This window comes from Vibrio sp. CAU 1672 (genome assembly GCF_029223195.1).
In the GTDB taxonomy this organism is placed as follows: Bacteria; Pseudomonadota; Gammaproteobacteria; order Enterobacterales; family Vibrionaceae; genus Vibrio.
The window spans coordinates 25,313-37,929 of the sequence record NZ_JARHUF010000029.1; the positions used below are offsets into that span (position 1 = coordinate 25,313).

12 protein-coding genes are annotated in these 12,617 nt (G+C 35.7%); all 12 read right to left on the bottom strand.

Going from position 1 to position 12,617, the window contains the following annotated elements; translation table 11 throughout:
- Window positions 1-286: 286 nt before the first annotated feature.
- Complete coding sequence (locus P2G85_RS18830) at window positions 287-1,069, bottom strand: glycosyltransferase family 2 protein (RefSeq protein WP_275865607.1); 783 nt, start codon at window positions 1,067-1,069, stop codon at window positions 287-289.
- On the bottom strand, window positions 1,066-2,058 hold the full coding sequence (locus tag P2G85_RS18835; protein ID WP_275865608.1) for a hypothetical protein: 993 nt from the start codon (window positions 2,056-2,058) through the stop codon (window positions 1,066-1,068). The genes P2G85_RS18830 and P2G85_RS18835 overlap by 4 nt, the downstream gene beginning before the upstream one ends.
- 1,062 nt (window positions 2,059-3,120) lie before the next feature.
- On the bottom strand, window positions 3,121-4,413 hold the full coding sequence (locus tag P2G85_RS18840; protein WP_275865609.1) for a flippase: 1,293 nt from the start codon (window positions 4,411-4,413) through the stop codon (window positions 3,121-3,123).
- Entirely contained in the window at window positions 4,391-5,038 is a 648-nt protein-coding gene (locus P2G85_RS18845; RefSeq protein ID WP_275865610.1) for a CatB-related O-acetyltransferase, read from the bottom strand. The genes P2G85_RS18840 and P2G85_RS18845 overlap by 23 nt, the downstream gene beginning before the upstream one ends.
- Window positions 5,039-5,068: 30 nt before the next feature.
- The gene (locus P2G85_RS18850; RefSeq protein ID WP_275865611.1) at window positions 5,069-6,151 is read right to left on the bottom strand and encodes a glycosyltransferase; all 1,083 of its coding nucleotides are present in this window, start codon (window positions 6,149-6,151) and stop codon (window positions 5,069-5,071) included.
- Window positions 6,152-6,154: 3 nt separating this feature from the next.
- Window positions 6,155-7,249, bottom strand: a complete 1,095-nt coding sequence (locus P2G85_RS18855) for a CDP-glycerol glycerophosphotransferase family protein (protein ID WP_275865612.1) — start codon at window positions 7,247-7,249, stop codon at window positions 6,155-6,157.
- Window positions 7,250-7,838: 589 nt separating this feature from the next.
- The gene (locus P2G85_RS18860) at window positions 7,839-8,447 is read right to left on the bottom strand and encodes an SDR family oxidoreductase (RefSeq protein WP_275865613.1); all 609 of its coding nucleotides are present in this window, start codon (window positions 8,445-8,447) and stop codon (window positions 7,839-7,841) included.
- Window positions 8,447-8,887, bottom strand: a complete 441-nt coding sequence (locus P2G85_RS18865) for an adenylyltransferase/cytidyltransferase family protein (RefSeq protein ID WP_275865614.1) — start codon at window positions 8,885-8,887, stop codon at window positions 8,447-8,449. The genes P2G85_RS18860 and P2G85_RS18865 overlap by 1 nt, the downstream gene beginning before the upstream one ends.
- Before the next feature lie 19 nt (window positions 8,888-8,906).
- Entirely contained in the window at window positions 8,907-9,452 is a 546-nt protein-coding gene (gene rfbC, locus P2G85_RS18870) for a dTDP-4-dehydrorhamnose 3,5-epimerase (protein ID WP_275865615.1), read from the bottom strand.
- 4 nt (window positions 9,453-9,456) lie between these two features.
- Entirely contained in the window at window positions 9,457-10,335 is an 879-nt protein-coding gene (gene rfbD, locus P2G85_RS18875) for a dTDP-4-dehydrorhamnose reductase (protein WP_275865616.1), read from the bottom strand.
- Window positions 10,335-11,216, bottom strand: coding sequence for a glucose-1-phosphate thymidylyltransferase RfbA (rfbA, locus tag P2G85_RS18880; RefSeq protein WP_275865617.1), 882 nt, complete (start codon window positions 11,214-11,216; stop codon window positions 10,335-10,337). Before rfbA ends, rfbD begins: the two co-directional genes overlap by 1 nt.
- Window positions 11,217-11,311: 95 nt before the next feature.
- A complete protein-coding gene (rfbB, locus tag P2G85_RS18885; protein ID WP_275865618.1) occupies window positions 11,312-12,370 on the bottom strand; it encodes a dTDP-glucose 4,6-dehydratase in 1,059 nt (352 codons plus the stop codon).
- Window positions 12,371-12,617 lie beyond the last annotated feature (247 nt).

Below are 12,617 nucleotides of genomic sequence, written 5' to 3' on the forward strand. Positions count from 1 at the left end.
ATGGGAACACATCAGCAACTACAGTTCTACTAATTCATACCTTCTCTGACAGTTACCCACTTTTAAATTGGGTATCTGTCAGATTACATCTGGGTTAAACTCTTGCCAGCCCAGGTTTATTTCCCATCTTCTTGTGTGATTTATGAAGCGTTCAAGCCACTTTGATTGTGGTAAACCTGTATCAAAAATTAAGCACAAGCCGCCTGAAGGTTAGGCGGCCAGATAGCTAGTATATTGATACGCTAACGAACAAATACGAGATCGTACCTAAAGGTGGGAGTACAACTTACTCCACTTCAATTAATGACCTTGTACTTGTGATCCCCAAACGTGTTAAGAGAAAACGAATCACACTAGATACATGCCAGACAAAATGCTTAGACATCAGTTTACGATTAGCATGCTTGGCTAAATGTAGCGCTGTTATAGATGGATGGTACTTAACCTTACAACCAAGCAGGTTACTACGATAGCAAATATCTATATCTTCACAATACATAAAGTAGTTTTCATCGAAACCTTGAAGTTCTTTGTAGTGACTAGCACGGAAGGCCAAAAAAGATCCAGCCGCCCAGTCAACCTCAGATATTGAAGCAATTTTACTTTTATCTAAGATTGAACGATTGCCGAGGCCCAAAAACGAACATGCAAAATTAAAGAGAGAAGGAAAAGTTCTAATTGAGTCATCAAACTCAGTAAGTTCTTTATTCTTATATAAGTTAATTGCTGATACTTTACTACTACAACAAATCATTTCTGCACTTAATCTGTTTATATCATTAGCAGTAATATAAACATCAGGGTTTAGTACGATAAACAAATCTTGTTCATTCATGCCCAGAGTTTTTAGGCAATAGTCAAAGACGATGTTGTTATTTCTACCAAAACCACAACCATACTGTTCATTAATCCAATGAAAGTTATCTTCGTTGGTTAATTCGGAAAAGTCATCCGTTGAGTTATTACTCTTGACAACCACATGGAAGTGCTTTGTCAATTCTGATACACATGACAAATCGTTGATCAATTCAGAGTGGCCATGAGAAACTACAGAGATAAAAATTTTCATTGTTTAGCCTGTTCAATGATATATGAGATCCAGTTAATACAATAACAGCGCTCAATGTATTTATTTAAATTAGCGTTTGCTTTTAAGTTCGAATCCACAGCAAGAATCTTATCTTCTAGTGAGAACACACGACCCGAATCAGCAAACAAAGTTAAAGCATCAGCATTTTCTGTGATAACGGATGCCCCAGAAGCCAAAGCTTCCAACACTCTTTGTGACATTCCAGTCTGATTTTTCTGTACAAAATCAAAAACGAATTTTGTTTCAGCATAGTGGCTCAAAACTGATGTATGCGGTAACGGTTTAGAGAATACATTGTTATGATTAAGATCTGATGCATTATTTGACTGAAAGTAAATAAAGCAATCCGACTCCTTAAAACAAGAATCAGCTAAATATTTGCTCAGAATTTGATATCGAGATGGATCAAATTTAGAAACTGCAGTAACTGAATATTTTGCATTTCTATTCCAATCCACGTTAGGCTCTACAAAATGATAATTAGGTAAGAACTTAACTCCATTTACTGAATCTGAAATCTGAAATGAATAAACATCATCAAAATATTTATGAAGTTTATCCAGGTTAAATCTATCATTTGCATCCCATTTATAAAGAACGACTTTGCCTAGAGACCTGTTTTTTTTCAGTTTTTCAATTGACTTCGGAGACAACTCTCGAGAGCCTACAAATAATGCCAGATCAAATTCCTGATTAGGAATTCGATTCATTAAATAACGATAAAAATAATCTGACAACAAAAAACTAAATAAGCTATAAACTCGCGAGTTTAAACACTTGCTCCAAAGTGTCGAATAATAAATGCATCTATATATATAATAGAGTGGTACAGTAAGTCTAAATGGAGCATAAGCAAAAATTTGATCATGGGTAAGCAAAACGGTTTGATAACCATGCTTTTTCATTTCATTCGACATTCTTTCAAGATAGCCATGAAATGAATATCCAACTAATAACACCTTCTTCATAATAAAATCGTACTATATTCAAACAAATACTCTTTGTATTCGATTAGAGACATATTAAATAAAAAATTGAACATAATAAACAGTAAGATAATAAACCTTGCAATATTTATCTGTTCCACATCATTGTGATCATTGACTACCTTAGTTCTAATGGCATCAACAAAAAGGATTGAAAGCAACACCTCAATAAAAATTGAGATCCTTTGTACGAAAACGCCCATGTCGATAAATAAGGCAAAGATTATACAAAGCAAAACATAACAACTCGCGATTTTTTCATATCTGCTATTAGCGAAATTTAACAGATACCAAAAAAATATATACTTAATAATATAAAAGTAAAAAAAGTACTCTTTATTTTTGAATAGGTAGACGTAAGCTTCGAGTTTATATGATAAATAATCAGGTACAAAAGGCAATGCTAACACTAGGTCTACAAGTATCACTGCAAAGTTAAAATAAACGCCTAATACTATAATTAAAAAAGCAAGATACATCTTCTTTCTGAAGTCTATAAACTTCAGTATGGCAAATAGACCCAAAAAGAAAAAACTAAAGAAGTGCATCATAGAAGCAATAAAATAAAATAAAATAGATTTTAAAATATTGCGGTAATTTGAAATAAAAGCACCACATATAAGAAAAACAAGTGCGAAGCCCCATCGCATCTGAATAAAAAATGCAACATAGCCAACACAAGACAACACCAGAACAAATAGCTCAAACTTGTATAAATCACTTAGCTTATGACAAATATAAGCAAGGGTGATAAATGATATAGCTGCAACGATAAAGAATATATTTGTGTCAAAAAACTTACTGAGAAAATAAAAAACAGGCTCTACATGTATAGAAAAAAGATAGTTTTCTATACTCACTGAACGAGATAATTCGACAAACCTAAAGTACTCAGAGTAATCTGGGTCTGAGTTAAATCTAAACCCAAAAAAAATAGAATATAACAATACAATCAAAGGAAAAAAAATAAACTTATTGCATTTTGTAAACTTTAAAATTATAGCAAATATCGAAAAAAGTGGTAATAAATAGTATTCAACCATCTTAGACTTCCATATTATTTTTCCTACTTACATTTAATAGCACTAGGTATAAAACTATCAAATCCACAAGTACTCTTATCGTCCAAGATAAAGCAGCACCGATGATTCCAAGTGAGTTAACCATTAAATAAAGTAAAATTAGATAAGGTATAACCTCTGCTAAATGTATATATGCTGTTAATTTTGAGTATCCATAAGCTTGGATTCTAGCATACGGTATCTGAGCTACAGAGGTAAATACCAAGCCACAAAGCAATATGTTGAATACAAGTGCAGGCTGTCCGGAAAAGTCATGGCCAACCCATAGCGTTAGAATTTCGCCTGAGAATACCATGAGTATAGAAACTCCGGCAGCCATAAAACCAAACATCATCAGCATAATTACGTTTACTTGCCGTAAACTACCCGATAATTTTTTACTTGACGAACAAAAAATAGGAAATAACACTCTTGTGATCGCCGATGGAAAGATCAGGCTTTTCGTGACTAACTCTGAAGGTACAGTATAAAATGCTAAATTTTGAGTTCCGTTAATACTAGATAGGATAAATCGGTCAAAATAGACCATAATTGGACTAATGATATTGCTCACAGTAATCCAGCTACCGAACTTAAACAAATCAACAGCAATTGATTTTTCAAAAGCTTCTTTAAATTTGAAGTTTAAAGCGTTCCTTCTGAAATCTCTGACTAGAAAATAAAATGCCAAACATAGAGATAACCATCGACCAATCAATAACCCCATAACACATATGGATAAAGATGGCTCAAAAACTGAAACCATTACCACTGGTAGAGATGATAACAAAATATTTGATATTATTTTCTGCTTATTCAGCAGTTTAAATTCTGCCAATCCTTCGAAGTATGCATTGAAGATAAAAGTCAACAATAACGCAGGAATAGATAACGAGATAATTTTGAATGATACAACAGCCTGGGCAACATAAGCATCTGATACGCTGAGTATACTGGCTAAATTATCTGAGAATACAAAAAGTAAAACAGCTGCAACTAATGATAAAGCCAATACGATAACTGATGACGTTGAAATGATAATCTTAATCTTTTCTTTATCATCTTCATACTTCGATACTTGCCTAACAACTGCACGACTCAGACCAGCATCAAAAATATTTGCATATCCTACAATCGCAAAAATCAGCGTGAATATACCGAACGACTCAACACCAATGGCACGTGCAATAAAACCAAGACAAGGTATGGCTACAAACATTGGTAATGCTTGTCCTACAATATTCCATAGGGAATTATGCAGTATCTTCTTTAACATTCAGTTCTTCTCTAATTTTTTTTACAACTTCAAGCGTTGCTGGTCTATATATAAAGTCATTGTCCAAATTAACCAAATCAGATTTCGAAAGATTTGCGAAATCCAACTTCAGTAACTCTTCAATCACTTCCCGATCGAATCGGTTTTTGATCAGCTTAGCTGGATTCCCACCTATAATGGAATATGGTGGAAATGACTTAGTCACAACGGCACCAGCAGCAACAATTGACCCCGTTCCAATGTCGACACCCGAAAGTATTTTACTTCCGTAGCCAATCCAAACGTTATCACCGATTGAGATTTCTCCTTTGGAAGCAGCATCTTCATTAATTGGATTATTATTAAGTCTTGAGCTTATAGGGTAAGTGAATACTCCTTCACTATAATGATTTCCACCTAGAATAAATTTCACGTCATCTGCAATTGAAACAAGGTGGCCTATTCTAAGACCTTCATTACCTGCTCCCCAGGAAAGAATATTGAGAGCACCATAAGTATAATTACCCACAACAACCTTTTCGGGTTCAAACACGTTTCTTACAACGGTCATATTATGGCGATTTTTCTGCCTCCATTGATTTTTGAAACGCAATAAATTGATCAAGCTAATAACTTTTTTGAACATAATTTACTTATCGGATTTATAAAATACAATTTAACATTTGCTTAGTAAACTTTCATATAATTCGTAGTGCTTATTTGCCATGTTTTTAACATTGAATGTGTTCGAGATCTTCTGTAATGATTTTTCAGACATAAGCGCAAATTGTTCTGATGACATACTATAGGATTTATTTAACACTGAAATAAATTCATCGTAGTTATTCAGTTGATAATTAAAGCCATTATCATCACCTTGTAGTAGCTCTAAGTGTGGCGGAATATCTGAGAGGACACATGGCAAACCAATCGCCATTGCTTCCATCACTGCATTAGGCAAACCCTCAGATTCACTACATGAAATAAAGTAGTCACAGCTATCTAAATATTTATCTACGTTATCTACCCTACCAACAAACTTAATATTTTCTTCATATTTATCGTTTAGTTCATTTAATAACGGCCCATCACCTAATAACAATAATTGAACATCTTTGTCCTTTGCGAAGTTCTGAAAACCTTCACAAAGAAAGACGATTTGCTTTCGCTTTGAAATCGAGCCAGTATATATATATTTAATAGGTTCATTTCTTATCTTGGCTTTTCTTTCTGGATCGAAATCAACCCCGTTCTGGATTGAGCTAGTCTCAAGGTTGTTATATTGTTGGTATAGCTTGCCGATCGATTTCGATACTGTCACTATTTTACTAAATGTTTTTGCGGCAAGCAGAACAAGGGTTGAATAAATTTTTGCTTTTAAAGGGCCAAACTCACCGACATAGTTATATGCAATGTAACTATGTAATGTACAGACACTTTTTATGTTGCTAAATTTATTAAGCATCCCAACTAATATAATGCTTCTCAGACAATGCGCATGAATTACATCGATATTGTTTTCATTCAATGCTACATGAATCTTTCTCAGGCTATTTATAACTCGTACATTAGATATGTTCAAGTCAACGAATTTAACTCCGCAATCTAAAAGATGAGTTTTATATTCACTATCAACTTTTTCCGGATTTAGCTCAAAAATAACAATATTATTGTTAGGAAATAAATTAATCGCTGTGTTATAAATGATTTTTGTAAGCCCAGTTTTCTTCATGCTGGAAACAATATATCCGATATTCATTATTTACATCTTACCCTTTATAAATTCGTAAATAAGTTGACTTGACTGTATCTCAATGTTTTGTGAGTACTTATCTTTTAGCACTCTTAATTTATCAAGCTCAAATTCATTATTCTTCAAAATCCTCAATACATCATCCCAATTGTAAGCATAAGGACCAGAAGTGACATCTTTGTAGGAGAAGTATGTTCCTCTGAGTTTCTTCTCATATTTTTCTAGGTCAAAAGGAGCAAAAACGATTGGCTTATCATATGGTAGGAAATCAAAATATATACTGGAGTAATCAGTAATCAAAATATCATATGTGTTTAATTCAGCGTAGATATCTACTGACTTATCAAAATGTATATATTTTGACTTGTTGATTGATTCTTCCCATTTTTTATCAAGTGTGTCACGAGGGTGTAATCTCACATACAGTACTTTATTATGTTCACTTAAGTAACTTTCTGCTTTTTCGATATCAAACTTATACTCATCAAACAATGTACATTTTGATGAATCGTCTCTAAATGTTGGCGCATATAGTATTTTACCCGAATTTACATCCGAATCATTTTTTCTTACTCTTGGACATCCAGACACGATAACTTTATCTTTACTTACTTTAAAAGCACGAGCATAGATATGACTAAAATTTTCATTCGGGCAAACTACTGCGTCATACCGATCGAACACTTTTCTCTTAAGCGAACCTAATGTTGTAGTAGGAACATCCCACATAATTTTTTTAAGCGGCGTGCCGTGCCATAGCTGTACTTTAATTCCTCGATTCAACAATATAGCTAGTGGATAGAAGTCTGAATAGAGAGAGTGTGTACATAGAACTGCGCTTGATACAACCTGATAATACAATCCCCAAATACTTAGATAGTAATAAATGTTTTTATCTGAATCATGAAGTTCTTTATTCTTTACAATCCAAACTTTGAATATATTATTATCTATGTCATTTAAATCATCATAAAAGTACTTTGAGTTATCAGATATCTTACTCCCAAACCAAGAAGAAAATAACCAAGTATTTTTCTTACGAAACAGTAGAGCAATTAATGGCAAAATAAATATAGCTCTAATGTATAAAAACAGTTTTGTCAATTATATTTCCTTTATTATTTAGCTCAAAAGTTGCATATCATATATTTAAAAGGGCAAAAATATTGCTTAAGCAACTTGCATTCATAACAACCAGAGAATTTATTGATTTTTATGATGCAGTATCATTGAAAATCACTTTAAAGGTAGCTTTTACCTTTTTACAAACTTTCACTATTCGCCCTAAATCATTAATAGTAGTTATTATTCCACAAGTCGACAACAACACAACACATTATGGTTTGTGTCCTAGTTTAACTGCTTAAGATAATCTATCTTCAAAACGTATGAGTAGACTCATTATTGCTGCAATAAATTCGTTACACTTGAACTTGAAGCTATTTGTTTTTTTCAAAATGACATAAGTGTAAGCCTTAGAGAGCTTTTATTATTGTAATGAACGTTGAAGAATACTTTGTAAGCTAGAAAATAGTGATTGACACTAATCATTAATAAATAAATTACTTACGTCTGCTCCAAGTTCATTGAACTAATGAATTAATAAGAAGTGTTTTTTCTATCAACAAAAAGTTAAGTAATACCAAGCCAGTTTTTAAAGTAGTCGCAGTATAATGCACCACTAATTTTAAAATTAGTCATGATCAATTATCTTTTTGGTTATTCCTTTTCTATAAAATATCACATCTCCACTGTCATAAACACCTTCAATTGCATCTATTATTGGTTTTGCACCTTCTTCGATAGACATTACATTAGGGTTTATAATATTTAAATCATCTCTGAACTTTGTATCTATAGCGCCTGGACACAAAGTGACAACGTTGTAATTATCTTTAAACAGTGCTGAGGAAACTTTTAAGACTCCAGCTTTAGAAGCACAATATGAGGACCAGTCATTGTAGCTATTAAAGGCAGCAGTCGATGAAATATTTATTAAAAACGAATTTGAATTTTTTGATATTGCCTCTTTGCATACTAGATAAGTACCAATTAAATTTACGTTAATATCTCTTATCCATAAGCTTGCATTAGACTCTAGAATATTGCTCGAGTGTAAAGTCCCTGCCAGATTTACAACAATATCATACGCTCGATTCACAAAGTAACTTTCAACTGACTCTATACTTGATACATCAAGATGTTTCTTACTTGGAGTGTCAATTATAAACTTATCCTCAAAGTAACTCTTCAAGTAAACTGCCAAGTCGCCATTACCACCTGTTAGCAACATTTTCTTCATTATCTAGGCTCTGGAATAGGATGTTTGTCGCTTGATTCTAAGAGTTTCTTATAATCACTATAAATTTTCTTTTTTAGGTTTGTAGAACTTACACCAACTCCATAGGGTAAGTAAAAAACCTTAACACCTTTATCTTTTAGATAATCATACTTTCCACTCCAATCATCACCAATAACAAAAATGTCAATATTGAGTTTATCTACCGTTTCGTTATGATCAAGAGTGTGCTGGGGAATAACCAAGTCTGGGGCCCTTAATCCTCTAATAATTTCGATTCTTTCCTCAAATGGCACTGCTGGTGGGTTTTTGTAACTACAAACTAGCTCATCTGTGCTAACTCCCACTATTAATGTCTCGCCTAAGCCTCGTCCATACTCAATCATACGTAAATGATTTCCATGGAATAAGTCAAACGTTCCCGACACGTATACTACGCTCATTGTTGTTTCCCTCTATATTCTACAGCTTTGGTGCATTTTCAAACGTCATTCCATCTTTATCTTTATTGGATAGTGACGGTGGATTAGACAAAGGCCAAGATATCCCAAGTTGATCATCATTCCATTTAATTGATACTTCGGAGCTAGGATCATAAAAATTAGTACATTTGTAGACAAATTCCGCCTCATCGGACACAACGTAGAACCCGTGAGCAAAACCCTCCGGCACCCAAAGTTGACGTTTATTGTCCGCTGACAGATATTCACCAACCCATTGACCGAACGTTGGTGAGTCTCTACGAATATCTACCGCAACATCAAACACTTCACCTGAAACCACGCGAACCAATTTTCCTTGAGTATTTTCTGTTTGGTAGTGAAGGCCACGCAAAATACCCTTCTTAGATTTAGAATGGTTATCTTGTACAAACATTGTCGGTTTGCCAGTGACTAACTCCTCAAATTTCTTTTGATTCCACGTTTCCATAAAAAAACCACGTTCATCACCGAATATGGCTGGCTCGATCACTTTAACATCTGGAATTCGTGTATTAATAATTTTCATATTGTTATTCCGTGTACGCTTTAATATCTTTAAGTGCCTTATTCCAATCACTCGCTTCAATAGCGAACGCATCAAATATTTTTTGCGTACTAAGTCGAGAGTTCTTTGGACGCTTGGCTGGGGTTGGGTATTGCTCTGTCGTAATACTGGATAGCTTGGGTTTATTAGTGATATTTTTCTCTACCGCCGCATCAAAAATTGCATCAGCAAACTGATACCAGCTAACATGAGGTAGTCCAGAATAGTGGTACACGCCATACTCAATCGATTCATCAGCTGATATACGATTCGAAATTTTAACTAATGCTTTTGCAATATCGCCAGCATAGGTTGGTCCACCAAATTGATCACCAACAATATTTAATTCATCTCGATTCTCACCTAGTCGAAGCATCGTTTTGACAAAATTATTACCTTGCACACCAAACACCCATGCGGTACGCATAATAATGTGCTTGTCACATGCTTCCGCCACTGCAACTTCGCCAGCCAACTTACTCGCCCCATACACACCTTGCGGAGCAGTCGGATCTGTCTCCAAGTATTCGCCGTCTTTATTGCCTTCAAAAACATAATCTGTCGAAATATGCAAAATAGAAGCATTAACTTCCTTAGCGGCCTCTGCCAAATACTTCGGTCCATCTCTGTTAATAGCATAAGAAAGTTCAACTTCTTCTTCCGCTTTATCTACCGCCGTGTGTGCTGCAGCATTGATAATGATGGTAGGTTTGAACTCAATAACTGTTTTAAATACGGCTTCTTGATTGGCAATATCTAGCTCTTCTCTATCAACTGCTAACAAAGTGACATTATCTGTATTAGAGAGTATTTCTGTTAGACAGTGACCCACCTGCCCATTACAACCTGTGACTAAAACTCGCATTAGCGTTTCACCTTGTTTCCATTAACTAGACGCACTAAGTACTGACCATATTCATTTTTCTTCATTGGCTCTGCAAGCAATAGAACTTCTTCATCCGACAGCCAGCCATTTCGCCAAGCAATTTCCTCTAAACACGCAACCTTCAGCCCTTGAACATTTTCGATAGTTTGTACAAATGAAGAAGCTTCATGAAGGCTCTCATGTGTACCCGTGTCCAACCAGGCAAAACCACGCCCTAATAGCTCAACATTCAAAGAGCCGTTATTTAGGTACATTTCGTTTAGTGTGGTAATTTCAAGCTCACCACGATTCGATGGTTTCACTTGTTTAGCCATTTCAACCACGCAATTGTCGTAGAAATAGAGCCCAGTTACCGCATAATTTGACCTTGGCACAGCTGGTTTTTCTTCAATAGAAATGGCCTTCATATTGTCATCAAACTCCACCACACCAAAACGCTCAGGATCTTTCACTTGGTATCCAAATACAGTTGCGCCTGATTTTTTTGATGCCGCATGTTTTAAAGTTTCAGAAAAAGATTGACCGTAAAAAATGTTGTCACCGAGCACTAGGCACACACTGTCATCACCGATGAACTCTTCACCAATAATGAAAGCCTGCGCTAAACCATCTGGACTAGGTTGAATAGCATATTCTAAGTTGATGCCAAAATCAGAGCCATCGCCTAGGAGGCGTTTGAAACCTGCGTTATCCTCGGGTGTAGTGATAATTAAAATGTCACGAATACCTGCTAGCATTAGCGTGGAAATTGGGTAAAACACCATCGGCTTATCGTAAACTGGTAAAAGTTGTTTAGACACACCGCGAGTAAGTGGATATAAACGTGTGCCAGATCCACCAGCAAGAACAATACCTTTCATAATTAAGATCCAAGATTTTATAACCTAATTTACAAAGAACTTCTTAGAAATTAGGTTATGAGTTGAGTGGAATAAAATATAGGGAGGGGAAGGGCTTAGTTACCTAAACGCTCTCGATTGTATGAGCCATCCAAAACACGTGACCACCACTCTTGATTACCTAAATACCATTCAACGGTCTTGCGAATGCCAGACTCAAAGGTTTCTTGTGGCTTCCAACCCAGCTCACGTTCGATTTTTGAAGCATCAATAGCGTAGCGCACATCGTGTCCAGGGCGGTCTGTAACATAAGTGATCAAGTCTTGATAATTAGCCACACCCTCAGGTTTATTAGGCACAAGATCTTCCAGTAAAAGGCAAATCGTTTTTACAACTTCGATGTTAGCTTTTTCATTGTGACCACCAATGTTGTAGGTCTCACCAACAACACCTTCAGTTACGACTTTATATAATGCACGAGCATGGTCTTCAACAAACAACCAGTCTCGAATTTGCATACCATCACCATACACAGGAAGGCTCTTACCCTCCAGTGCGTTTAGGATCATTAATGGAATAAGTTTTTCTGGGAAATGGTATGGTCCGTAATTGTTTGAGCAGTTTGTTACGATCGTTGGCAGACCGTAAGTGCGCAGCCACGCCCTAACTAGGTGGTCACTTGATGCTTTGGATGCAGAATATGGACTCGATGGCTCGTAAGAAGTTGTTTCAGTGAACAGCTCGTCTGTGCCTTCTAGATCACCGTAAACCTCATCCGTTGAAATATGGTGGAAACGAAATGCTCTTTTTGCACCGTCTTCTAGTGTATTCCAGTATACGCGAGCAACCTCAAGCAGTGTGTAGGTTCCTACTATATTAGTTTCAATAAATGCCGCAGGTCCATCGATCGAGCGATCAACGTGCGACTCAGCCGCTAAATGCATAACCGCATCTGGTTTATGCTCAGAAAATACGCGTTCGAGCTCTGCTCGATTACAAATATCTACTTGTTCAAACGCATAACGCTCATGTCCTTGAAGTTGTACGAGCGACTCCAGATTTCCTGCATAAGTAAGCTTATCAAGATTCACAACGCTGTCTGTCGTTTCATTTATAATATGACGAACCACTGCTGAACCGATGAAGCCTGCACCGCCAGTGACAAGAATTTTCATATGATACTTACTCTTTTCTGTTCCCTAAAAGCGCGACATTCACTCTAGCCGCACTCTGATTTGTTCGATTTTCTCATCTCAGGCATTTTCATCACCTGAAACATTTTTAGTTCATTTTGAGACACAGGGCAAGATTACGAAGCCCCTTGCCCCGCAAGGACTTGAGAAAGGTACGCATTACTGCGATTCGCTTTCTTTTGCTTTCTCTTGATCCCTGCTTTAAAACTTTTCTCCGCCGTAAGCAAAT

What these genes read in the sequence shown, in the direction of transcription:
- P2G85_RS18840 (WP_275865609.1), bottom strand. Translation starts at nt 4,413, where the DNA reads ATGTTAAAGAAGATACTGCATAATTCCCTATGGAATATTGTAGGACAA.
- P2G85_RS18860 (WP_275865613.1), bottom strand. Translation starts at nt 8,447, where the DNA reads ATGAAGAAAATGTTGCTAACAGGTGGTAATGGCGACTTGGCAGTTTAC.
- P2G85_RS18830 (WP_275865607.1), bottom strand. Translation starts at nt 1,069, where the DNA reads ATGAAAATTTTTATCTCTGTAGTTTCTCATGGCCACTCTGAATTGATC.
- P2G85_RS18850 (WP_275865611.1), bottom strand. Translation starts at nt 6,151, where the DNA reads ATGAATATCGGATATATTGTTTCCAGCATGAAGAAAACTGGGCTTACA.
- P2G85_RS18865 (WP_275865614.1), bottom strand. Translation starts at nt 8,887, where the DNA reads ATGAGCGTAGTATACGTGTCGGGAACGTTTGACTTATTCCATGGAAAT.
- P2G85_RS18845 (WP_275865610.1), bottom strand. Translation starts at nt 5,038, where the DNA reads ATGTTCAAAAAAGTTATTAGCTTGATCAATTTATTGCGTTTCAAAAAT.
- rfbA (WP_275865617.1), bottom strand. Translation starts at nt 11,216, where the DNA reads ATGAAAGGTATTGTTCTTGCTGGTGGATCTGGCACACGTTTATATCCA.
- rfbC (WP_275865615.1), bottom strand. Translation starts at nt 9,452, where the DNA reads ATGAAAATTATTAATACACGAATTCCAGATGTTAAAGTGATCGAGCCA.
- P2G85_RS18835 (WP_275865608.1), bottom strand. Translation starts at nt 2,058, where the DNA reads ATGAAGAAGGTGTTATTAGTTGGATATTCATTTCATGGCTATCTTGAA.
- rfbD (WP_275865616.1), bottom strand. Translation starts at nt 10,335, where the DNA reads ATGCGAGTTTTAGTCACAGGTTGTAATGGGCAGGTGGGTCACTGTCTA.
- rfbB (WP_275865618.1), bottom strand. Translation starts at nt 12,370, where the DNA reads ATGAAAATTCTTGTCACTGGCGGTGCAGGCTTCATCGGTTCAGCAGTG.